The following is a 22,275-nucleotide window of genomic DNA, read 5'->3' on the forward strand; positions in this document are numbered from 1 at the left end:
GTTACTGCATGTTCTCATCTAAATGAATAGAAACGGTCATCCCGGCACTAAGATTTAGATCATCAGGGTAATCATCCAATTGGATATCCACCGGGATTCGTTGCGCTAAACGGACCCAGTTAAAGGTCTGCTGAACCTGTGGTAACAATTGGCTGTTCGCAGTCGTGTTACTGTCAGCAATCGCGTCACCAATACTCGTAACCGTTCCGGTTAATGCTTTACCGCCACTCATTAGGGTGATCTTTGCCTTCTGGCCAAGCTTGATCAGTGGAATTTTTGTTTCTTCAAAATACCCCGTCACATAAAAAGAGTTCGCTTTGACCAATGAAAGTACGGATTTACCCTGACTGACATAATTACCAACGCGAAGAGTCAAATTGATGATACTGCCATCCGCTGGCGCTTTGATAACGGTACGATCTAGGTTGATTTGGGCACTGGCAAGTTGGGCCTGCGCCAGTTTGTAATTGGACTTGGCAAGTTCCGTAGTGATACGGGCGCTCTCCGCCGTTTCTTCACTAATCAATTGCTTATTGGTTAATGTCTCACGACGTGAGTACTGATGTTTTGCTAATTCCCATGCATATTTTTTATTTTCAACCTGCGCTTCCAGTTCGGCTATCGCCGCTTTATAGCGAGCATCGTCAACGGTGAAAATAACATCGCCTTTTTTGACATCCTGATTGTCACTGACCTCAACATCATTAACCCAACCAGAAACATCCGGAGCAATCGTTATCACGTGAGCCCTTATTCGTCCATCACGGGTCCAAGGCGAATACAGATAATGTTGCCAAATCCAATGGCCAAGAATAACGGCAATAACCAAAGTCGTAAGAGTGAGGGAGATGCGAACGAATTTTCCCATAGATGATTAGCTCCCAAATAGATAAATGACCAACGCGAGATAACAGACATACAAGCTGACTTCAAACCAAGGTGCCTTCCACAGTTTTGCGTATAAGCCTGATTTATGCAGCACAAAACGCGTACTCCATGACAGTAAAAAAGCAAGAGGCATAAAAACCACCAACGGACTAAACAGAAGCCCGGCAAAAGCTAACTCGTCAAACATAGGGCATAGTTCTCGATTCTTGGTGTTGGCTTGATAAAAACGGATTGTTAGAAAAGCTTAGTACATTCACTATACAACCCAATGAATGTAAAAAAAATAGCAGATTAAACAGGTTAGAAATGACAGGCCTCAGTGATCTAGCCTATCGAGAAAAAAGAGGCTCAATCCCCGTATCGTTTCACTTATCCAAATAAAAAGCCCCCAATAATCGTGAACGATTGGGGGCTTCAAAATGTTAAACCACTACTTAGCATTAACAGCTAAAAACGATTCACTAACTCATCGCAGGGATTAACTGAGGATTGTACAAACAATCTTCACCCTGCGGTCTGGTTTTAAATCGGCGGTGTAACCACATGTATTGACTAGGGCTCGCCATAATCGACTCTTCAACAATTTTATTGATAAAAATCGCCGCGTTTTTGGTATCACCTTTAGGAAATCCGTCAACTGGCTCCCTGATCGTTAATGTGTAATGGCCATCATCCCCTCTTACCATGGTAAACGGCACAATGGCACAGTCTGTTGCATCGACAAGTAAACTGGTGCCTGTTGTGGTACAGGCGTTTTTAACAGCAAACAAAGGCGCAAAGGTCGATCGTCTGGTTCCATAATCATGGTCAGGCGCATACCAAACACGATTGCCTGAATTCAAAGCGTCCAGCATTCCTCTAACATTTTTACGATCGATCAAAGTACGATTAGAACGCGAACGACCCTTGTACTGAAAATAGTCAAAACAAGGGTTGTTATTCGGTCGATAAACACCCATTCCAGATTTTTGAATGCCAAATGCACGTGCACCCAGCTCTAAGTTCATGGAATGAACGGCAAGCATCAACACCCCTTTGCCGTCTTTTTCTAACGCTTCAAGGTGTTCCATCCCATTTATCGTTACGTGTTTATTAACCCTGCGATCCGACCAGAACCAAGCCATCGCTGTCTCAAACAGTGCAATGCCAGAATTATCGATGTTGGCCTTCAGTATCGCTTCTCGTTTGCTCTCGTCCATCTTCGGGAAGCAGAGCTCTAAATTGCGACGAATGGTGACCTGACGCTTTTTCATTAATCGCATGGCCAAACGGCCAATATTGCGTCCCAGGAATAACTGAAATTTGAAAGGAAGAAGGCTAAGTAAATACATCACCCCGATGATGAGTAGAGTTCCCCAGTACCGAGGCATTAGAAACCGAGCCTCGAAAACAGGCTCTTTTTGTTTGTTCATGAAAGAATCGCCAGATGTGCCCATCTATAAATAATTAAAGTTAATGATAATTGCATAAACGTTTATCATTGTTTGCACTTCAAAAAAAGTTAAAGCGCGGGTATTTTATGGATCTTCGACACACTACACAGGGAACCCAAACTGACTTCGAATTAAATTGTAAAGGCGACAAAAGATTTGAGCACGTTAACATTGGTTAGAGTAAATTACCTACATACTTTCATGAACTTTTGAATAAATAGAATTTTCCTACCCGAAAATGCAGCGCATACGCTTTCGAAAGGACGATAAAGAAAGGTGTTAGAAAAATGTGTTGGAAAAACAAGCTAGAAAACTGTGCCACGCTTTTGAAAACAGTCGCGGCACAGTGAAAGCATTAATGTAGCGTATTAGCCGCTTTGTGATGCTCCTGAGAGATAACAAAATAGATATGCATATCAATAGGCTCGGGAGTATTGAGTAGCATCTTCCCAACCTCACGCTGAAAGTGTCTGTAGTCTCCAAGCTCATCGATTAAACCCAGCTGTCGATAACTCGATTCACTACTGAACATGCCATAAGCATATTGGTGATGGTGGATATCTTTCTGCTTATCGTAACCAAGTTGCAGCAAGGCAATATCAATTTCATCGGGCGCATAAGTGCTTTTATCGCCAAACATGCTGAGCAGTAAACTGGGAACTTCTTGAGCAATGCTCTGGATTTTCGTTTTTCGCTTAAAAATACCGAACATAGTGTCCTCCAATGACGATTCATCTCAAACTGCAAACCACAGTATTATTTTGAGATGGATAAGTTTTACATGACTCGAATTTTGCTTACTCAGTCAACAAAGCCATATTAGCGTGATCACATAATGACCTTCAAATACAGTTCACTGTGTTTCAATGATGTCTCATCAAAACTTCTGATTTAGTCACAATTAGCCAGCCATGAAGGTATACCAGACACGAAAAGCGCAGATGTATTTATTGTTCAGATCAATGCGCAGGCATTAAACTTGTTTTAAGTCACATTTCGTATCGACATCTATAACGATTTGAGTTAGCTTTAGATGTATAGACGTCTAGATGACTAGAATTAGGGAGAGAAAGTCGTGCCAATTAGAATTCCAGATCAATTACCAGCAACTGACATACTAAGGACAGAGAACATCTTCGTGATGAGTGAGACTCGAGCGGCTAGTCAGGAAATACGTCCGTTGCGAGTACTGATTCTGAATTTGATGCCTAAAAAAATTGAGACTGAAACGCAGTTTTTGCGTTTGCTTTCAAACAGTCCTTTGCAAGTCAATGTCGAATTATTGCGGATTGATGATCGCCCGAGTAAAAATACGCCTACCGAACATCTGGACAATTTTTATCGTCAATTTGAGATGGTTAAAAATAAGAACTTTGATGGCTTAATTATCACAGGCGCGCCACTTGGCCTAGTACAGTTTGAAGATGTGCTTTATTGGGACCATTTAAAAACAATCATGGAGTGGGCTAAAGATCATGTCACCTCTACCCTTTACGTATGTTGGGCAGCTCAAGCTGGGTTAAAGTTACTTTATGACCTGCCGAAAAAGACGCGTAAAGAGAAGCTTTCAGGTGTTTACCACCATCAAATTCATAACCAGTATCATCCAATATTACGCGGCTTTGATGATACGTTTTTGGCTCCGCATTCTCGCTATGCAGACTTTTCACCTCACTTCCTTGAGGAACATACGGACCTGGATATCTTAGCGACTTCTGATGTGGCTGGCGTTTACCTAGCAACAACCAAAGACAAACGAAACGTATTTGTGACGGGCCACCCTGAGTATGACTCTCATACTCTCCACAATGAGTACATTCGTGATTTGGGCGAAGGAATGGAGCCGGCAATTCCGGTGAATTACTACCCGAACAATAATCCAGACAGTGTTCCGAGTGCAAGCTGGAGAAGCCATGGTCACTTGCTGTTCGCAAACTGGCTAAACTACTGTGTTTACCAACAAACACCGTACGATCTTGACCATTTCAGTGAGTCTGCTTTCACTAAAGATGACTAATCCAATACGTTAACTTTGTGAACCGAGCCGCCATATGGCGGCTTTTTCATATCAGTTTGCAAACCCGCTCGCATAGTAATTTTTCGTCAATAGGTTTTTATCTCGCAATTCTTATCATGCTGTGAGATTTAGGGATACAGGGACGAGAAATGAAAACGATTAAGCTGGGCACACTTTTGCTGATGACTCAATTTTCACTGCTGGGATGCGTTACCGTAAAAGAAGACGGCTCTCCGATCGTTAAGCCCGACCCTATCGCTATGGCAGAGTCCCGTATCGCTCTCGGCTTGGGTTATCTGGAAGGTGGCAGCACTATCCGTGCTCATGACAATTTGCGACAAGCGCTTACTCACGCACCTAACTACTACCGTGCACAACTTTCTATGGCGCACTATTACGAGTCTGTCGGCGAAGAGTCAAAAGCCGAGGAAATGTATAAACGTTCACTCAACCAACATGCCAAAAACGGTAACGTGCTCAACAACTACGGCACGTTTTTGTGTAAACGTGGAGAATATAAAAAAGCAGATCTGATGTTTACACGAGCCATTGAGCAACCCTACTACTATTTGATCCCCGCGAGCTATGAAAACGCCGCGTTCTGCTCTCTTAAATCCAAAGACAACGATAAAGCAAGATATTACTTTACTCGCGCTATTGAGCACGATCCTCACAGACCAAAATCGATACTGCAACTCGCGAAGCTGGAAATTGAGTCGGGTGACTTTACCGATGCCAGAATTCGCTTAATGCGATTCAATCAAATGTATGGGGTAAAAAAGCCCTCATTACAACTTATGGTTGAGCTAGAACGTGTGGCTGGAAATGAGGCTCTGGAAAAAAGGTATAGAGCACAACTCGACCAAATGTAACAAATCAGATGAATCAGTCTGAAAGTCCCTGTTTTTAATAGGGAGTCTATTTGAAGTCTTGTCACACTTCTATTCTCTATTTCGTCAGAGTTCTGTTTACCAGACTAACTATTTAGTTAGATAAACTACACTTTTCATATCAACTTTATGAATATGGAAGTGTACTGTGAGCGGAATTTTTTCCTGGGATAACTTGTCTGTAAAGCAAAAACTATTTGGCTTAGTTCTTTTGCCAATTGTGCTATTGCTTATACTGGCAGGCCAGCACGTACACCGCCTTTCAACCCAAGCCCAAGAATTACACAGGGCGCAACGATTTACTGACTATATCGATATCGTCTCATACCTTTACGACTTACCTAATAATCCGCAAGTTAGCGATAAATCCGAGGAAGCGCAGCGACTCACTCTAGAGCTTAAAAAGTGGACGCCTGCGATTTTCGGATCAAATGCCGAAATTTCTAGTCTGTTGACGAGCTTTGAAGAAGCGAATGCCTCATTACTGTCTGCCAAAGAAAATGATGAACGACTGGACGCTATAGAATGGCGAACGGATCTTTATGAACAGATCCTTCTGAGCTTAGATCAAATCTACTTTAATAATATCAGCCATGAAACCAGTAACGATCTGTCTTCTATTCTCCAACTCGAATGGCTTATGTTTTGGTCGACCAAAGAGCATCAACTCAGTCATTTTCTCATCCAGTCAGTTGAAAAGGATCAGCACTACGACTCGGATATTCGTGACGAAATTAAGTCACTGGTTCAGAACCAGCAGCTATTGATAGAGCGCTTCGTGACACTGAACGCCAACCAAAAGCAGGTCAACTTGCTCATTGATACCTTTACCGACGATGTGTTTCGAATAAGCCAAGAGTTTCGAACCAGTTTACTTCAAGAACAAGAACTTCAGATGCTCAGCCCTCAACAAATTTCTGACGGGTTGGAAGCGCTCAACAAACGTCTCTCTCTCATCCACGATATCGACAACAAAATTGAGCAGCAGTTGCAAGCGAGTATCAGTCAGTCGATTACCAGAACAACTCAGCATCGTTTAGTCTTTATCGCTGCCATCTCGCTCGTTACTATCTTGGTGATTAGCCTGACGATCCGACTTATTCGTAAAGTGACCGGAAATTTAAATGTCGTCCTCGAATTCCTTGCTCGCGAGAGTTATAACTCAGATTCACCGTTATCCGAATTGATAAAAGGCAAAGATGAGCTCAGCAGGTTTGCCCGTGAAGTCGATAAGCTCAGCTTTGAGCGCGAGCAAACCAAACTGAAATTAACCCAAGCGAAAGAAGACGCAGAAAAAGCAAAAGATGAGGCGATCGAAGCGAGTAAAGCCAAAAGCAGTTTTCTGGCTAACATGTCACACGAAATACGAACGCCGTTAAATGGTGTCATTGGCATCTCCGAAGTCTTGTCAGATACGGCTCTGACCGCGGTACAACGCGACTACGTCGATACGATAGAAACCTCATCACAACTGTTGCTGGGCCTTATCAATGACGTACTGGATTTTTCTAAAATTGAATCCGGTATGCTTTTAATTAGTCCACATTCAACGTGCATTCGCGAGTCAATCTACGACATCGCCTCCATCATATGCCCTAAAGCGAAAGAGAAAGGCATTGATGTAAAAGTCAATATCAGCCGAAATACGCCCTACCATGTCATGGTTGACGATCACCGCTTGCGCCAAGTCATCATGAACTTTCTGTCCAACGCAGTAAAGTTTACGGAACAAGGTTATGTACGGCTTTCTGTTACCACTAAAGCGCTCACCGACTCTTGCGCCACCATTGAGTTTGCCGTTGAAGATTCTGGCATTGGGATTGATGAGCAACAGCAACAAATTATTTTTGCTCCCTTCGCTCAAGAAGATAACTCCACAACACGACAATTTGGAGGCACTGGCCTGGGACTCGCCATCAGTACTCAACTTGTGGATTTAATGGGAGGTACGATACAACTGGAATCAGCGAAGGGACGCGGAAGCCGCTTTTTCTTTGAAGTGACCGCCTCGGTGGCTCAGCAACATTTTACTCCTCACCATACGTTAAACCAAAGTCAGATTTGGCTTGTGTGTGATGACACCGAAATGGAAATGAAACTCCGCGATGAGTTGAGCGTCTATCAGATCGACATTCATCAGTCGGTCAATAAACTCAGCGCCTTACCAACCTGGATTAACGACAATGAAAATATCATCATTGTTTACGCTGAGGGCGCACCCAATGTGGCGATCACAACATCCGATTATATGCGCAGGCTTGAAAACCAAAACATTCGCATCTGTTTAATTAAACATTTGCATAGTGACCAATTTGATTTTGGCAAAGTGGTCAGCGTCATTATCACTCAGCCACTACTCGGTCAACGCCTTCTCGCAGCACTTGAAAGATGTGAAGCCAGTTTCTCAGAACCTAACTCACTTCATTCTGCTCCCCTTCACGTCCCCACATTGCCGAACGTCTTGATTGTGGACGATAACACCGTTAATCAAAAGATAGCAGGCCTGCACCTGACTAAAGCGGGGTTTAACTTTGATATTGCCGAGAATGGTGTGGAAGCCGTCGATATGTTCAGAAAGCACCAATACAGCTTGATACTGATGGATTGTATGATGCCAGTAATGGATGGTTTTGAAGCAACCGAACACATTCGTCAAATTGAAGCCAGTGAACAACGACCTTTTCGTATCCCGATCATCGCGCTCACCGCGAGCGTGGTCGATGATGATATTCAAAAATGCTTAGCTGTTGGAATGGACGACTACATTCCAAAACCCTTTAAAGCCGATATGTTAAAGGAGAAGTTGGATAAAGCATTTGGTCTTAGCTTTAAAAAACCTTTGAACGCCGAGAATATACCAGAAGTGAAAGACGTAACCGATGCCTCACCTTTGCCTACTCAACGTGTGGGTGAAGCAACGATTAATGCTTTGTCACTGAAAACAGATCGAGTTTTGCTGGTAGAAGACAACCGCGTCAATCAAAAAGTGGCGTCGTTACTGTTGGATAAGGCAGGCTATCAATATGAAATTGCAGAAAATGGCCAGGTAGCCGTGGAAAAATTCCAACAAGATTCCAATTTCTCCGTCATATTGATGGACTGCATGATGCCAGTGATGGACGGGTTCGAAGCGACAAGGCAAATTCGTGCTTTTGAAAAGGAAAACGGGCTTAAAAAAACGCCCATCATCGCGTTAACCGCCAGTGTCGTAGATGATGATATCCAGCGTTGCTTTGACTCAGGGATGGATGCCTATGTGCCAAAACCAGTTAGAAAAGAAAAGCTACTGCATCAAATCGAAACGATGATTTAGGTTAACGGCTTATGGTGAGTCTCGGTCCTCGTTATCACCCTTCCTCTTGGTCGCTTGCGACAAGCACGTTGATACTGGTTTATCTTCTGATCCTGAGTGCGCCCTTGTACGCCGCTGATAACTACGCCATTTTTTCATTTAATTCAAAGTTTGATGCGCTAACAATAAACAAGGCAAGAAAACTCTACAGAGGTAAAACAAGCCTGTTACAAGGAGAGCGAGTAGAGCTTTCTGACTGGCCAGAAACGTCAACCGAACGGACAGAGTTTTATCGCTACCTTCTTAATAAAAATCTTGCCCAAATGAACGCACATTGGGCGAGTTTGTCGTTCTCAGGTAAAGCCCGCCCGCCCAAAGTCATCGAACAGCCAAGTATCGATGCTCTATTGGCATGGATGCAAGAACAACCCAATCGAATTGGCTACGCACCTTTAAACAGTCTGCCATCTAACGTCCACATTCTATATGTTGTAAGCTCGGAGAATTGATATGAAAAAATATCTGACCACAATACTACTTACCAGCATCGCTTTTCCGAGCTTAGCAACCATTGAAATAACAGATAATCTCTCATTGAGTGGGTTTGGTTCAGCCTCCTGGGCGAGATCAGATAACGACACACCATTACTAATTAACCGATTCATCAAAGACGAAAGCTGCTTTGATTGTGATACAACCTTTGGTGTGCAGTTTGATTATTTCTCCGGTGCATTGCGGTCGTCAGTACAAGTGGTAAAAAGGCCACAAGATCACTGGAGTGACCCGCAGCTCGAATGGGCGTATCTTGCCTATACGTACAAAAACTACGATATTTACGCAGGCCGTTTAAGGCTGCCCTTATTTTTAGCGTCCGAGTATTATTACGTCGGGCATGCGCTCACGCCCGCTCGTGCTCCCACAGAAGTGTATGACAGTTTACTCGGTATCACGGCCTATAATGGATTTTCAGTTCGTTGGCTTTATGACCTCAATGACAAAGCGATGATTACTGCTATGCCATTTGTAGGCTTCAAAGACGATAGCAATATCACCATCAATGACAATACAAAACTTAAAGTGGATGTGAATGATGTCGTTGGCATCAATGTGACGCTAAGTGGTGACCGCTATCGCTGGAACTTTGTTTATTTAAACGGAGACTATGACCAAACCACCATTCTTTCGAACGCCGAACAAGACGTTCCAGGCCTTGGCACTATTGTGGTCGACCGTTTAACGCTTACAGAAAATGACTCAAAGATAGACCTGTATTCGTTGGGGGCTAAGTATGAAATAGATCGATTCACTCTAGCGGCAGAAGCCCAAACCAGTGATATCTCAACCACTTGGTACGCCACCGCCAGTTATAATAGGAACAAATTCACACCGTACACTGTCTACGGGCAAATCTTCGATGAACATGAAAATAAAACCGGAGATAGCTACCTGTTGGGATTAAGATATGACATTACATACAACGTATCTCTTAATGCAGAATGGCAATATTTTAAGGCGTTTGGTGATGGGTTAGGTACCTTCTCATCAATGCCGGAAGACGATAATGCCAACATGTATACGTTAATGCTCAACTTTGTTTTCTAGTTTTGCTTCTGTTGATTGGCACTTTTCTGCTTCATTTTGAGTTGCTTATCTTTTCGCCTTAACGCTCTAAAAAATTTCGACTCTTCGTGATACCAACCTAATACGCTAATAGGGAATCCCACCAGCATCATGATAAACAAATCCGCTGGCAACTGTTCAATGATATCCATAAAGGAGTGCAAGTCGCCAAAAATGAATAAACCAATTACTTTACCGACCAGCAACGCACAACAAATCATAAAAAACGACTTTAAGATGTAGTGCCATTTGCCTTTTTTACGTTCCTCTTTCCAGTAACTATATTTGTGCTCGCGGTTATACATCTCCCCTCCATACGTGACATTATCACTCAGCACATAACCACTTGGTTTCAGTGCGCCACATCACTTTAAGCATAGTGTGAATAACAAAGCATTGCTGTCCAAACCAGCCGATCAGCCTAAATATTTGGGACAGCGTTATGGAGAGCATGACGCGATGGAGGCTAGTGACAAAACAAGATAGAACCCAAGCCTTTGCTCATGCAGGGTTAACCAGATGCGTTGTGGTTATTGCTTTCTAAACACCCAGACAGGGCCAATAAGAAGAAATTGTAAGTCTTCGTAAAATGAAGGCTTGGTTCCTTCTATTTTGTGCCCGATGAATTGCAGCATCCAGAGAACACCAAAAATAAGTAAAGAGATATACAGAACCGGAAGTTGGAGCACTTCCAATGACCAGATTAAGCCAATACACGCCAATGTATAGCCCAGCATCATCATGAAGACACTGAGAGACAACCGGTAATAAAATATCCAAACGGGAATCACGGCTAACCATACCCAATTTATTTGATAACCGAGGATAGACAATTGAGGAATCGACCAAATTAACCCAACGACAGAAAGATAAATACCGGGCACGGCAATCGCGTGAATTTTTCGATTGATTGGGTTTTGATGACTTTCCCCATAGGCTTTAAGCCAGTCAGATAGTGCTCGCATAGCATTTCCCTCTTTGCCCTTATACTTTTTATATAGCCTGTACTTAATAAAGGCGCGAGTTTTTCTGAAACACGAGCGAATAATTCAATTCGGTCATGGTGATAAGAGCGAGATATCCGTCACTTTCTCCTGCCAATACTCTGATTTATCTGTGCTCTAACTACGCGAAACCTAACGAAGCACGCTGAGCTTTCGTCAACTTTGCAATGACAAGCTCGTATGAACGTTCACATAAATCCTGGATAAGTCCATCCTCGACATCTCCATTGAAATACACCGTGACCCAGTGTTTTTTATTCAAATGGTAACCGGGGGTGATATCAGTGAACTGAGAAGTCAGCACTTCACCATCCTCGGGTTTTACTTTTACACTGACGTAGTCTCGACCCTCTCTTTGGGCAAGTATTGCGAACATTTTCCCTTTGATCTTAAAGACTAAAGCTTCAGGTCCAAACGGAAAGTCGCTTTCCGCGCACATAAACGTATCAAGGTACGTTTCTAACGCTTTGATTTGCATCCCACACCCCGCAATTGATTTTATTCAAACTGTGGCAACAAGTTCTTTAACGCCTCATTAAGCTTTAACTTTTCTTCATTTGACAAGCCATGCATAAAGCCTCGTTGAACCTCAACATGTTCAACAATCAACTTATCGATAAGCATCAAACCCTTAGCCGTCAATTCAACCGTGACACTGCGTCTATCTTCCTTACTATGTTCTCTGACAATTAAACCTTTCGTTTCCAACTTATCTAAACGATTAGTCATCGCGCCGGAAGTAAGCATCATTGACTCGATCAAGGCTGATGGCGTCAAACAGTATGGCGCTCCTGCTCGACGCAACGTCGCCAGTACATCAAATTCACCCATTTTAAGGTCATACTGCTTATGAAGCTCTGCGACTCGAGTCTCCATGTGTTTGGCAATTCTCATTAATCGCCCCATGATGGCCATCGGCTGTGTGTCGAGCTCTGGCTTTTCTTTAAACCACTGCTCTACCAGTCTATCAATTGCGTCCATTTCTTACTTCTCTCCAAAGCAACGCGGCTTGTCTAATTACTTTAACATGAAGATACTTTACAAAAAGTAACCTAAGGCGTATCTTTGCACTTAATTATCTTAACGTAAAGATATTTGACATGAACATTTTACTCGCCATGATCCCGGCGTTTTTCTGGGGCACGACTTACGCGGTTACGCAGTATACGGTGCCAGATTGGCCTCCTATTCTACTGGGTGTCCTGCGCGCGCTGCCCGCGGGCTTACTGCTGCTCGCGATAAAGCCGACATTGCCGAAAAAGCACGAGTGGAGAGCCCTGCTTGTATTAGGCACGATCAACATTGCGCTGTTCTTCTGCCTTGTCTTTGTCATGGCACTCACACTGCCTGCGGCGATTTCAGGCGTGGGTATGGTTTCATTACCCGTATTTGCGATGCTGTACAGTTGGGTGGTCTATAAACGCCGACCTAACGCGTTACAGGTATGCCGAGGCCTTGCTTTGGTTGCCCTCGCGTGGCTGCTATTTAATCCGGCAACCATCACACTGAATCCGGTTGGTTTGATTGCTATGCTTTCCGCAATTATGTGTATTGTGATCGGCAGCAGCGTGACCAAATCGCTCGGTACAAGAATGCATTGGTGGACGGTCCTTACTTGGCAGTTGATCATTGGTGGCGTAATTCTGACAATTGTTTCCGCCGTGATGGCTAGCCTCGATCCTGAGCCATATCTCAGTGCGGTACGAAATACATCGCTTACTAACATCCTGGGGCTGCTCTGGGTGATCATTCTTAATACCGCATTAAGCTACACCATGTATGTCTGGCTTCTGCAAAGAATGTCTGTGGTTGACTTTACCTTTGGCAACATCATTAATCCGATTGCTGGTATTTTATCTGGCTTGTTACTGCTTGGAGAAAGCTTCACGCCTGTTCAATATAGCTTGATGTTGGGTATGATTCTGGTATCGCTACTACCACAACTGGTGATGAAATTTTTCAAGTAGGCATGACCAACCTTATTTAGGACGGTACAGATTGATCAAAAAGAGGAAGTCAGCTGACTTCCTCATTGAATTAAGGCTCGATTTGTTTACTGGGTACTACGCCAGCTCAAGAATGATTTTTTCCAGTTTGTCTAAACCTTCGTTCAGTACTTCTGACTCGATAGTTAGCGGTGGAAGCAGACGAATAACGTTCGCTTTTACCCCACAAGAAAGCAGAATGAGACCGTTCTCTTGCGCTTTAGCAATGACCGCTTTAGTCATATCTTGCAGAGGCTTACCCGTTTCTGGATCAGTAAATTCAATCGCCATCATGGCACCAGTGGTACGGATTTCACCAATCGCAGGTACTGATTTTTGCAGCTCAGTCATACGTGCATTAACTACTTCGCCAATGCCCATCGCTTTCGCACACAAGTCTTCTTCTTCGATGATTTTCAAGACTTCCAGACCAGCAACACAACCTAGTGGAGAGCCAGCATAAGTGCCGCCTAAGCCACCTGGAAGTGCAGAGTCCATGACATCTGCTTTACCAACCACAGCTGAGATAGGGAAGCCACCCGCAATGCCTTTCGCCATGGTCATTAGGTCTGGTTCAATACCCAGGTATTCGGTCGCAAACATCTTACCGGTACGGGCGAAGCCTGTCTGGATTTCATCGGCAATCAGCATAATACCGTGCTTGTCACACAACTCACGCAAGCCTTGTGCAAACGCTTCAGGTGCTTTGTAGAAACCACCCTCGCCTTGTACAGGTTCAAAAATGATCGCTGCAACGCGTGAAGGCTCGATATCACAAGCAAACAGATCATCGATAGCTTGTAGGCTTTGCTCAACACTGATGCCGTGGAACGCATTCGGGTATGGTGCGTGGTAGATTTCATTTGGGAAAGGACCAAAGCCTGCTTTGTATGGCGCGACTTTACCCGTTAGACCCATTGTCATGTTGGTACGACCATGGAAGCCACCTTTAAACGCAATCACGCCGCTACGGCCAGTGTGGGCACGTGCTACTTTCACGGCGTTTTCTACCGCTTCTGCGCCTGTTGTCAGGAAGATGGCTTTCTTCTTAGTCTCACCCGGAGCAAGTTCAGTTAATTTTTCCGCCAGTTCGACGAATGATGCGTAAGGCGTCACCATTGCACAAGTGTGTGAGAAGTTATCGAGCTGAGCTTTTACCGCTTCGCTGATGCGCTTGTGAGAATGACCGGTATTAGTCACCGCAATGCCCGCCGCGAAATCGATGTACTTGTTACCTTCAATATCCCAAACATGCGCGTTTTCTGCTTTCTCTACGTAAAGCGGGTATAACGCACCCATACCTTGAGCAATTACCTGGTTTCTTCTTTCGTGTAGTTGTTGGTTAGTCATTGTTTTTATCCTTAGTTACCGCCAAAGCAGAGATATTTCACGTCCATGTATTCATCGATACCTTGTTTTGCTCCTTCACGTCCGATGCCGGACTGTTTAACACCACCGAAAGGAGCCACTTCAGTAGAGATCATGCCTTCGTTAATACCCACCATGCCGTATTCAAGCGCTTCTGCGATCTTCCAAACACGGTGAATGTTCTGGCTATAGAAGTATGATGCTAAGCCGTAAATCGTATCGTTCGCCATTTCGATAAGCTGTTCATCAGTATCAAAGCGAATCACTGGCGCGACAGGGCCGAAGATTTCTTCAGAGACAATCTTCATGTCGTGAGTCACATCTTTTAGCACCACTGGCTGCATGAACAAGCCATCAAGCTCTTTAAGCTCAGTGACTGGCTTCGCACCTTGCTCGATAGCACCATCAATTAACGCTTGGATGCCCTGCTTCGCTGACTCGCTGATCACCGGGCCGATATTCACGCCCTCTTCCAGGCCATTGCCTACTTTAAGCTGCTGAACGGCGGCATCAAACTTAGTGACAAACTCGTCATACACTTTGCTGTGTACGTAGAAACGGTTCGCACAAACACACGTTTGGCCAGCATTGCGGAATTTAGACGCCATCGCACCAGTTACTGCGGCATCGATATCTGCATCATCAAATACGATGAATGGTGCATTGCCACCCAGCTCCATGGACGTGCGTTTTACGTCACCCGCACATTGCTGCATCAGCACACTGCCGACTTGAGTAGAACCGGTAAACGAAAGCTTGCGGATCAGTGGGTGTGACGTGAAAATCGCGCCAATCTGACGAGAGCTTTCACCAAGAACAACTTGAAGTACGTCTCTTGGAATACCCGCTTGATAAGCGAGTTCAGCCACTGCAAATGCAGAAAATGGTGTGGCTTCTGACGGTTTCACGATAAAAGTACAACCTGCCGCTAATGCCGGACCCGCTTTACGGGTGATCATTGCGATCGGGAAGTTCCACGGCGTGATGGCACACGCTACACCAATTGGCTGTTTAATGGTCACCAAACGCTTGTCTGCACTTGGTGCTGGAATGGTGTCACCGTAAGTACGTTTCGCTTCTTCTGCAAACCATTCGATAAAGCTTGCACCGTAAAGGACTTCGCCTTGAGCCTCTGCCAACGGCTTGCCTTGCTCTAGTGTCATCAGTCGGCCAAGATCTTCTTTATTTTCTAGCAGAAGTTGGTACCAACGCTTAAGTAAGCCAGAGCGAGTTTTCGCTGGCAGCGCCGCCCATTCTTTTTGTGCAACGCTAGCGCGTTCAATACCGTCCAGAATGTCGGTTTCAGTCGTCACTGGCGCGTAGCCAAGCACTTCGCCCGTGGCTGGGTTGGTTACCGCTGTACCTTGCACTTCACTCGCCACCATGAACGAAAGAAGGCTTTTGTTTTTAATCTGTTCCATGGTTATTCCTTTTAACCGCTTTTCAACAGCGCCACACTAACGAAGCAACTCGTGGCGATGTATTTCGCTTTTTAAGCTGGGATCTGCTGTGTAATGCAGTGAATATTTCCACCGCCAAGCAGCACTTCTCTTGACGGTATAGCAATGATTTGATGCTCTGGCATCGCGTTTTGCAAAATTTCGATTGCGATCGCATCCGTTTCTTCGTCGAGCATCGGCAAAAATACATGGTCGTTCACAATCAGGAAGTTCGCGTATGACGCACTGAGGCGCTCACCTGCTTGTCTGCTCATTCCTGCACTCGCATCAATGCCATTGGCTTCAGCTTCACTGTAGTGCAGTGGCCCTGGTATTGGTAGACGGACAATCTCGATATCGCGTCCCTTTGCGTCTTGCTGTGACTTCAGCGCTTTTTCAGCTTGTCTGGAAAGCTCGTACTGCGGATCGCTAGGATCGTCAGTCCAACTCAACACGACTTTACCCGGTGCAATCACATGCAGCAGGTTATCCACGTGACCATCAGTTTCGTCATTGAATAAACCATTTGGAACCCAAATGACTTTTTCGATGCCTAGATAAACTTTTAACTGCTCTTCAATTTCCGTTTTGCTCAAGTGAGGGTTACGACCCGGACTAAGCAGGCACTCTTCTGTCGTGTAAAGCGTCCCTTCTCCATCGGTATGAATCGAGCCGCCTTCAAGTACAAACGGGGCGCGGTAGTAATCAATACCGATGATGTCGCACACGGAACCTGCAACTAAATCATCTTGCTGCCAGTTTTCATACAAGCCATTGTATTCTCCGCCCCAAGCATTGAACTTCCAGCTAATACCACGGCGATCACCCGTTTGATTCACAACAACCGTTGGGCCAATATCTCGCATCCATGCATCGTTAAATGGAATTTCTACCAAACGAACGTCGGGATGAAGCAACTTTCGCGCACGGTCAAAGTTGTGAGAACAGACTGCAACACTGACTTTTGTCACGTCGACAATTGCGTTGGCGATTCTGGCAAACGTCTCCTGAGCAGGAACCGCACCGTCACGCCAGTTATCACGTCTTTCGGGCCAAGCTAGCCAGACTTCACTTACCGGCTGAAATTCAGCCGGAAAATAGAAGCCATCTTGTGCTGGTGTTGTAGATAACTTCATAGTAACGCCTCTTTAAACAGCCAACTTTCCAACGCTTGTGTATAGCTCAGGACGACGGTCGCGAAACAGACCCCAAGCGTGACGAGCTTTTGCTGTTGCTTCTAGATCGATCTCTGCGTAAATGATTGTCTCGCCTTCACGTGGCGCTTCCGCGATTTTTGCACCCGTGTGGTCAGTAATGAAAGAAGATCCGTAGAACGTCGTTTCAATGCCGTCATCCACTTCTGTACCGACTCGGTTTGAAGCGATTACCGGCACTAAGTTTGCCGCAGAGTGACCTTGCATCGTACGCTGCCAGTGGTCACGAGAATCCAGTGTTGGATCTTGTGGTTCAGAGCCGATTGCCGTTGGGTAGAAAATCGCTTCGGCACCATGCAAAGCCAGACTACGTGCTAGCTCTGGGAACCATTGATCCCAGCAAATACCTGCTCCGAACTTACCAAACTTGGTTTGCCATACTTTGAAGCCTGTGTCACCAGGGCTAAAGTAGTACTTTTCGCTGTAGCCAGGGCCGTCAGGGATGTGAGATTTACGGTAGTTTTCCAGTACCGTACCGTCAGCATCGATCATCACTAGCGAGTTAAAAAAGGTATTACCCGCTTTTTCAAAATAGCTAACAGGAATAACCACACCCAGCTCTTTTGCCAAAGCACTCATCTCTTTGATAAGACGACAATTCTCTGTTTCTTCCGCTAATTCAAAATATTTTGCTACTTGTTTTTTGCAGAAGTAAGGCGCTGCGAATAGTTCCTGAGGAAGAATCACATTCGCACCATTTTGTGCCGCTTCACGAATCGCCTTTTTTGCTTTTTCTAGGTTATCTTCCAGATCCCAGCTCTTAGTCAGTTGAAGAGCTGCAAATTTAACTACTTTGCTCATTGGATATTCCTTATCTCTTAAATCGCTAGTTTGTCACGTAAGTTGTAGTAAGCCGCGCCCATTGCTGTAAATGGAATTTGGAAGTGACGGCCACCCGGGAAGGAGTAGTGTTTTAGTGCTGCAAACGCATCAAAGCGTTCCGCGTGTCCGGTTAAAGCTTCAGCTAGAAGCTTACCTGCAAGGTGTGTACACGTAACGCCGTGGCCACTGTAGCCTTGTAGGTAGTAAATGTTGTCTGCAAATGAGCCGAACTGAGGCATACGTGAATAAGTCAGCAGGAAGTTTCCTGTCCACGCATAATCAATCTTAATGCCCTTCAACTGTGGGAAGACTTTTTCTAGTTTTGGACGAATCAACGACTCTACGTTTTCTGGGTCACGCGCACCGTAAACGACGCCGCCTCCGAAAAGCATTCGCTTGTCTGCCGTTAAGCGGAAGTAATCCAGCAGGTAGTTACAGTCTTCAACACAGTAGTCACTGGTTAATACTTGCTTTAGCTGCTCTTCATTCAGTGGTTCCGTAGCAATAACCTGTGTTCCACAAGGAATTGCTTTATTACTGATATTCGGTGCCAGACCACCTAGGTACGCGTTACCTGCCAGCACAACGTATTTGCTCTTAACGCTGCCTTGCGCCGTTTTCACTACTGGATTAATACCTTTATCAATCGATAGCACAGCAGACTGTTCAAAAATTTGGCCACCCAGAGAAACAAATGCCGCCGCTTCGCCTAACGCCAGTTTAAGCGGGTGAATATGGCCACCACGCATGTCCAGCAGACCGCCAGTATAAACTTTCGTACCTACGGCCTTTTCAACTTCACCTGCGTCCAGCAAAGTGAGCTGATCGTTGCCGTAGCGTTCCCAGTTTTTCTTATGCTCTTCAAGACCTTTAAGCTGCTTCTTATTCAGCGCCGTGAACAAGCCACCTTGTTTTAAATCACACTCAATATCGTATTTATCAACCAGACCACGGATGATGTCGCCACCTTCAAAGATCATGTCGCACAATGCTTTTGCCTGGCGTTGGTCGTAACGGCTTTCAATGACGTCAACATCTCGGCTGTAACTGTTGACGATCTGGCCACCGTTACGACCAGTTGCTCCAAAACCTACTTTTGCACTTTCCAGCACAACTACTTTGAAACCTTTTTCTGCTAGATGCAGTGCAGAAGAAAGACCAGAGAAGCCTGCGCCAACCACACACACATCACACTCGATGTTGTCTTGAAGTTGTGGGTAGTCCGGCATGTTTGGCACAGAGTGCGCGTAGAACGAATCCGTATGCTTGTTCATAGTGATATTCCTTTATTAATCGTCAGCTGGGTTAGAACGTGTGCCTTTTTAGGCGTGAAGGCGAATCCAAGTGGTCTTGGTTTCTGTGAATTTCTCAATGGCGTGCAGCGATTTATCTCGCCCATTTCCGCTCATTTTGAATCCACCGAATGGAACCGTCATGTCACCTTCGTTGTAGTTGTTCACCCATACCGAGCCGGCTTGTAGTCGTTTAGCGACTCGGTGAACACGGTTGATGTTGCTGCTCCAAAGTGCCGCGCCCAGGCCGTACTTAGAGTCGTTGGCAATTTCGATAGCTTGTGCTTCATCCTTGAATGGAATCACACAGAGTACTGGTCCGAAGATTTCCTCTTGAGCAACGCGGTATTGATTGTCCACGTTATCCAAAATAGTTGGCTCGACGAACGCACCTTGACCTTCAACATTGCCACCACAGCGCAAAACGGCGCCTTCAGACTGGCCTAATGTAATGTATTCCAACACTTTTGATTTGTGGTCTTGGTCAATAAGCGCACCCATAGAAGAACTAGGATCCATTGGATCTTTTGGTGCAAAAGCTTTAGCCGCTTCGATCACTTTTTCGATGAACTGCTCTTTAATGCTTTCATGAATCAGCAGACGCGTTGCTGCCACACACACTTCACCCTGGTTATAGAAGCAACCCGCTGCCGTTTCAGCCGCTGCGCGGTCTAAATCGTCACAATCTTCGAATACGATGTTGGCGTTCTTACCACCTGCTTCTGCAAAGACACGTTTCAGGTTGCTTTCGCCAGAACGAACCATCAGCTGGCCAGCGATGCGCGTAGAACCAGTGAAAGCGATACAATCCACATCTTGGTGTGTTGCCAGCGCGTCACCCGCTTCATGACCAAAACCTGTGATGACCTGGAACACTCCCTTTGGCAAACCAGCTTGTTCTGCAAGTTGACCTAAGAAGATAGCAGTGAGTGAGGACTTTTCTGACGGCTTCAGGATCACGCTGTTGCCTGCCGCAAGAGCTGGACCAAGCTTCCAGCAAGCTAGCCAAAGTGGGAAGTTCCATGGAACAACTGCCGCGACAACACCAATCGCCTGGTGAGAAATAAACGCGTGAACATCTTTTTCTGTTGGCGCGACTTCGCCATAGACTTTATCGATCGCTTCTGCGTACCAGCGTAATGATGAAGCTGCGCCAGGGATATCTGTAGAGAAGCTGTGAGAAATAGGTTTACCGGTATCCAGAGTTTCAAGCAGAGCCAACTCTTCACGGTTTTGGTCTATCAGATCAGCGAACTGTTTTAGAATCGCTTTACGATGTGCAGGGCTGCTTTCACTCCACTGACCTGATTGAAATGCTTTACGAGCGTATGACACCGCAAGATCGACATCTTCACTTTCACAACGAGCAATTTCGGTAAATATTTCGTCTGTTGCTGGATTCACGACAGGGATCGTTTTTCCACTTAATGCTGCGCTGTATTCACCGTTGATGTACGCCCTGTTTTCGATGTTTAGATTGTTTTTAAGTTCAATCCATTGTTCTTGAGTTTTCATACGCTCTCCTTGTTATCACACAAGGCAAGCACCACTTAGAATGTGGTTGGCGTATGCGCGCTTATCATTCGACAAGCCTTGTCTGTGTGATTCGTAAATCTGTGTGGCTGCGTCGTATCAATAACGTACGACTCGCCTTCTTTGATGACGAACGAACGGCCTTTGTATTCCAGAGTGATTTCACCCTCTAGTACCGTGCCAATTTCTTCGCCTTCGTGTTTTATTTCAGCTGAACCTGTTGTTCCGTGTGGTGCATATTCTTCGATCAGGAATCCAATTACCTGCTCTTTCGTGCCGTTAGTCACCAGTTTCATCGAAACGGTTTCACTGCCCATTTCGACCAGCTCTTCTGGCGTAACGACAACTTTCACTTCATCATTCTGAGTTTGTTCAAAAATGAAAAACTCCGACAGAGATAAAGAAAATACGTTCACTATTTTTTGCAACGAGCTAACCGAAGGGCTCACTTTGCCATTTTCAATCGATGAAATAGCACTGTGAGTAATGCCCGCTCGCTCGGCTAATTCTCGTTGTGACAATCCATGTTTTTTTCTTAACTGAACAATATTTCTACCAATCTCTTGATTGTCCATTCATGTGGCTCCAAAAATTAAAGAGAAGCCGCCATAATAAATTCTTTGAATAAAATTTGTGAGAAATGATTGGTTTTTGCTTTCCATTCTGGGTGCCACTGCACGCCAACGAAATATTTTTGCCCAGCCAGGCTAAAAGCTTCTATCAAACCATCGGGTGCTTTCGCTTCAACTTTGAGCTGCGGCGCCAGCTGATCAACACCTTGATTGTGCAGCGTATTGACTTCAAAGAAGGTCGTATTTTCCCAATGATTTTCAACTAACCATTGTTCAAATAAGCTCTCCTTTTGAACTAATACTGCATGAGCAGGCGCGTATTTCTGTTCGAAATCATCAACAGGTGCTTCGCGGTGATCATTAAAACCAGAATCGTGAACCGCAGGGTTAAGAGTGCCACCTAATGCAACGTTCATCTCCTGGAAACCGCGACAAATACCAAGACAAGGAATGTCTTTATCTACCGCGTGTCGAATCAGGTTCAGTGCCAATTCATCGCGCGCTTCGTCTTTCTTATTCTCAGTATGGCTAGCGTTATAGCGATGCGGCGCAACATTTGAGTGGCTGCCCGGGAACAAGAAACCGTCACAAAGCTCCAGGATTGAGTCGACTTCATCACTCGACATATCCGGCGCTAACATAACAGGTAGACCACCAAAGTCTTTCACTGCGCGTAGGTAAAAATCATTGACTGCCTGAATTTGGTAACCACCTAACTCCTTGGTGCAGCTAACAACGCCAATGATGGGTTTGCGTGTCGTTGTCATAACATATCCGTGTTCAATTTATTTAACATCAACACTACAAACCGTGTACAAAATTATCAACATCGACGTTCGATATTATCGCCACAATGTGACACAGAGCACTTTCTAGGCCATTAAATTGAATATTTATGCTCATTAT

At 45.0% G+C, this 22,275-nt stretch carries 21 protein-coding genes and 1 pseudogene; 6 read left to right on the top strand and 16 right to left on the bottom strand.

Going from position 1 to position 22,275, the window contains the following annotated elements; all coding sequences use genetic code 11:
- Position 1: 1 nt before the first annotated feature.
- The 4 genes from DBX26_RS08195 to DBX26_RS08210 all read right to left on the bottom strand — a co-directional run bounded on the left by DBX26_RS08195 (position 2) and on the right by DBX26_RS08210 (position 3,033).
- Positions 2 to 868, bottom strand: coding sequence for an HlyD family secretion protein (locus DBX26_RS08195; RefSeq protein ID WP_014232004.1), 867 nt, complete (start codon positions 866 to 868; stop codon positions 2 to 4).
- A gap of 6 nt (positions 869 to 874) precedes the next feature.
- Positions 875 to 1,075 (bottom strand): DUF1656 domain-containing protein, encoded by a 201-nt coding sequence (locus DBX26_RS08200; protein WP_014232005.1) that lies wholly within the window; start codon positions 1,073 to 1,075, stop codon positions 875 to 877.
- Positions 1,076 to 1,349: 274 nt separating this feature from the next.
- The gene (locus DBX26_RS08205) at positions 1,350 to 2,300 is read right to left on the bottom strand and encodes an LpxL/LpxP family Kdo(2)-lipid IV(A) lauroyl/palmitoleoyl acyltransferase (protein WP_118118682.1); all 951 of its coding nucleotides are present in this window, start codon (positions 2,298 to 2,300) and stop codon (positions 1,350 to 1,352) included.
- Positions 2,301 to 2,676: 376 nt separating this feature from the next.
- Complete coding sequence (locus tag DBX26_RS08210; RefSeq protein WP_014232007.1) at positions 2,677 to 3,033, bottom strand: hypothetical protein; 357 nt, start codon at positions 3,031 to 3,033, stop codon at positions 2,677 to 2,679.
- A 363-nt stretch (positions 3,034 to 3,396) separates the two neighbouring features.
- Between DBX26_RS08210 and metA the strand changes: the two genes are divergently transcribed.
- The 5 genes from metA (at position 3,397) to DBX26_RS08235 (ending at position 10,122) form a co-directional block, all read left to right on the top strand.
- On the top strand, positions 3,397 to 4,338 hold the full coding sequence (metA, locus tag DBX26_RS08215; RefSeq protein ID WP_118118684.1) for a homoserine O-succinyltransferase: 942 nt from the start codon (positions 3,397 to 3,399) through the stop codon (positions 4,336 to 4,338).
- A gap of 149 nt (positions 4,339 to 4,487) precedes the next feature.
- The gene (gene pilW, locus DBX26_RS08220; protein WP_065296917.1) at positions 4,488 to 5,210 is read left to right on the top strand and encodes a type IV pilus biogenesis/stability protein PilW; all 723 of its coding nucleotides are present in this window, start codon (positions 4,488 to 4,490) and stop codon (positions 5,208 to 5,210) included.
- Positions 5,211 to 5,376: 166 nt separating this feature from the next.
- Positions 5,377 to 8,541, top strand: coding sequence for a response regulator (locus tag DBX26_RS08225; protein ID WP_118118686.1), 3,165 nt, complete (start codon positions 5,377 to 5,379; stop codon positions 8,539 to 8,541).
- Positions 8,542 to 8,552: 11 nt separating this feature from the next.
- Entirely contained in the window at positions 8,553 to 9,029 is a 477-nt protein-coding gene (locus DBX26_RS08230) for a hypothetical protein (RefSeq protein WP_118118688.1), read from the top strand.
- Position 9,030: 1 nt separating this feature from the next.
- On the top strand, positions 9,031 to 10,122 hold the full coding sequence (locus DBX26_RS08235; protein ID WP_118118690.1) for a sulfate ABC transporter permease: 1,092 nt from the start codon (positions 9,031 to 9,033) through the stop codon (positions 10,120 to 10,122).
- On the opposite strand, the gene DBX26_RS08240 is transcribed toward DBX26_RS08235, so the two are convergent.
- The 4 genes from DBX26_RS08240 to DBX26_RS08255 form a co-directional block, all read right to left on the bottom strand.
- Entirely contained in the window at positions 10,119 to 10,445 is a 327-nt protein-coding gene (locus tag DBX26_RS08240; protein ID WP_020336389.1) for a hypothetical protein, read from the bottom strand. The two genes, DBX26_RS08235 and DBX26_RS08240, sit on opposite strands and share 4 nt — an antisense overlap.
- A gap of 225 nt (positions 10,446 to 10,670) precedes the next feature.
- Positions 10,671 to 11,105 (bottom strand): DUF962 domain-containing protein, encoded by a 435-nt coding sequence (locus tag DBX26_RS08245; protein WP_020336390.1) that lies wholly within the window; start codon positions 11,103 to 11,105, stop codon positions 10,671 to 10,673.
- A 160-nt stretch (positions 11,106 to 11,265) separates the two neighbouring features.
- On the bottom strand, positions 11,266 to 11,622 hold the full coding sequence (locus DBX26_RS08250) for an MmcQ/YjbR family DNA-binding protein (RefSeq protein WP_118118692.1): 357 nt from the start codon (positions 11,620 to 11,622) through the stop codon (positions 11,266 to 11,268).
- Between the two features lie 20 nt (positions 11,623 to 11,642).
- The gene (locus DBX26_RS08255; protein ID WP_118118694.1) at positions 11,643 to 12,125 is read right to left on the bottom strand and encodes a MarR family winged helix-turn-helix transcriptional regulator; all 483 of its coding nucleotides are present in this window, start codon (positions 12,123 to 12,125) and stop codon (positions 11,643 to 11,645) included.
- A 119-nt stretch (positions 12,126 to 12,244) separates the two neighbouring features.
- On the opposite strand from DBX26_RS08255, the gene DBX26_RS08260 reads away from it, so the two are divergent.
- Positions 12,245 to 13,111: a DMT family transporter gene (locus DBX26_RS08260; RefSeq protein WP_118118696.1), complete on the top strand. Its 867-nt coding sequence runs from the start codon at positions 12,245 to 12,247 to the stop codon at positions 13,109 to 13,111.
- A 96-nt stretch (positions 13,112 to 13,207) separates the two neighbouring features.
- Here DBX26_RS08260 and gabT read toward each other — a convergent pair whose 3' ends face one another.
- From gabT to DBX26_RS08300, 8 genes and pseudogenes are all read right to left on the bottom strand, one after another.
- Positions 13,208 to 14,479 (bottom strand): 4-aminobutyrate--2-oxoglutarate transaminase, encoded by a 1,272-nt coding sequence (gene gabT, locus DBX26_RS08265; protein ID WP_065296923.1) that lies wholly within the window; start codon positions 14,477 to 14,479, stop codon positions 13,208 to 13,210.
- A gap of 11 nt (positions 14,480 to 14,490) precedes the next feature.
- Positions 14,491 to 15,918 (bottom strand): NAD-dependent succinate-semialdehyde dehydrogenase, encoded by a 1,428-nt coding sequence (locus DBX26_RS08270; RefSeq protein ID WP_118118698.1) that lies wholly within the window; start codon positions 15,916 to 15,918, stop codon positions 14,491 to 14,493.
- Positions 15,919 to 15,989: 71 nt separating this feature from the next.
- On the bottom strand, positions 15,990 to 17,072 hold the full coding sequence (gene aguA / locus DBX26_RS08275) for an agmatine deiminase (protein ID WP_014232020.1): 1,083 nt from the start codon (positions 17,070 to 17,072) through the stop codon (positions 15,990 to 15,992).
- Positions 17,073 to 17,084: 12 nt separating this feature from the next.
- The gene (aguB, locus tag DBX26_RS08280) at positions 17,085 to 17,951 is read right to left on the bottom strand and encodes an N-carbamoylputrescine amidase (protein WP_118118700.1); all 867 of its coding nucleotides are present in this window, start codon (positions 17,949 to 17,951) and stop codon (positions 17,085 to 17,087) included.
- A 17-nt stretch (positions 17,952 to 17,968) separates the two neighbouring features.
- The gene (locus DBX26_RS08285) at positions 17,969 to 19,246 is read right to left on the bottom strand and encodes an FAD-binding oxidoreductase (protein WP_014232022.1); all 1,278 of its coding nucleotides are present in this window, start codon (positions 19,244 to 19,246) and stop codon (positions 17,969 to 17,971) included.
- Between the two features lie 48 nt (positions 19,247 to 19,294).
- A complete protein-coding gene (locus DBX26_RS08290) occupies positions 19,295 to 20,779 on the bottom strand; it encodes an aldehyde dehydrogenase (RefSeq protein WP_065296926.1) in 1,485 nt (494 codons plus the stop codon).
- 35 nt (positions 20,780 to 20,814) lie between these two features.
- Positions 20,815 to 21,372 carry an HTH-type transcriptional regulator PuuR gene (gene puuR / locus DBX26_RS08295; protein ID WP_014232024.1) on the bottom strand — a complete coding sequence of 186 codons (558 nt, stop codon included), beginning with the start codon at positions 21,370 to 21,372 and terminating at the stop codon, positions 20,815 to 20,817.
- Positions 21,350 to 22,136: pseudogene (locus DBX26_RS08300) on the bottom strand (gamma-glutamyl-gamma-aminobutyrate hydrolase family protein). Before DBX26_RS08300 ends, puuR begins: the two are co-directional and overlap by 23 nt.
- Between the last annotated feature and the right edge of the window lie 139 nt (positions 22,137 to 22,275).

Origin of the sequence: Vibrio sp. dhg (genome assembly GCF_003443775.1) — a bacterium.
GTDB lineage: Bacteria > Pseudomonadota > Gammaproteobacteria > Enterobacterales > Vibrionaceae > Vibrio > Vibrio natriegens.

Coding starts and splice junctions, on each gene's coding strand:
- DBX26_RS08195 (WP_014232004.1), bottom strand. CDS start 868: ATGGGAAAATTCGTTCGCATCTCCCTCACTCTTACGACTTTGGTTATT.
- DBX26_RS08200 (WP_014232005.1), bottom strand. CDS start 1,075: ATGTTTGACGAGTTAGCTTTTGCCGGGCTTCTGTTTAGTCCGTTGGTG.
- DBX26_RS08205 (WP_118118682.1), bottom strand. CDS start 2,300: ATGAACAAACAAAAAGAGCCTGTTTTCGAGGCTCGGTTTCTAATGCCT.
- DBX26_RS08210 (WP_014232007.1), bottom strand. CDS start 3,033: ATGTTCGGTATTTTTAAGCGAAAAACGAAAATCCAGAGCATTGCTCAA.
- pilW (WP_065296917.1), top strand. CDS start 4,488: ATGAAAACGATTAAGCTGGGCACACTTTTGCTGATGACTCAATTTTCA.
- DBX26_RS08230 (WP_118118688.1), top strand. CDS start 8,553: ATGGTGAGTCTCGGTCCTCGTTATCACCCTTCCTCTTGGTCGCTTGCG.
- DBX26_RS08235 (WP_118118690.1), top strand. CDS start 9,031: ATGAAAAAATATCTGACCACAATACTACTTACCAGCATCGCTTTTCCG.
- DBX26_RS08240 (WP_020336389.1), bottom strand. CDS start 10,445: ATGTATAACCGCGAGCACAAATATAGTTACTGGAAAGAGGAACGTAAA.
- DBX26_RS08245 (WP_020336390.1), bottom strand. CDS start 11,105: ATGCGAGCACTATCTGACTGGCTTAAAGCCTATGGGGAAAGTCATCAA.
- DBX26_RS08250 (WP_118118692.1), bottom strand. CDS start 11,622: ATGCAAATCAAAGCGTTAGAAACGTACCTTGATACGTTTATGTGCGCG.
- DBX26_RS08255 (WP_118118694.1), bottom strand. CDS start 12,125: ATGGACGCAATTGATAGACTGGTAGAGCAGTGGTTTAAAGAAAAGCCA.
- DBX26_RS08260 (WP_118118696.1), top strand. CDS start 12,245: ATGAACATTTTACTCGCCATGATCCCGGCGTTTTTCTGGGGCACGACT.
- gabT (WP_065296923.1), bottom strand. CDS start 14,479: ATGACTAACCAACAACTACACGAAAGAAGAAACCAGGTAATTGCTCAA.
- DBX26_RS08270 (WP_118118698.1), bottom strand. CDS start 15,918: ATGGAACAGATTAAAAACAAAAGCCTTCTTTCGTTCATGGTGGCGAGT.
- aguA (WP_014232020.1), bottom strand. CDS start 17,072: ATGAAGTTATCTACAACACCAGCACAAGATGGCTTCTATTTTCCGGCT.
- aguB (WP_118118700.1), bottom strand. CDS start 17,951: ATGAGCAAAGTAGTTAAATTTGCAGCTCTTCAACTGACTAAGAGCTGG.
- DBX26_RS08285 (WP_014232022.1), bottom strand. CDS start 19,246: ATGAACAAGCATACGGATTCGTTCTACGCGCACTCTGTGCCAAACATG.
- DBX26_RS08290 (WP_065296926.1), bottom strand. CDS start 20,779: ATGAAAACTCAAGAACAATGGATTGAACTTAAAAACAATCTAAACATC.
- puuR (WP_014232024.1), bottom strand. CDS start 21,372: ATGGACAATCAAGAGATTGGTAGAAATATTGTTCAGTTAAGAAAAAAA.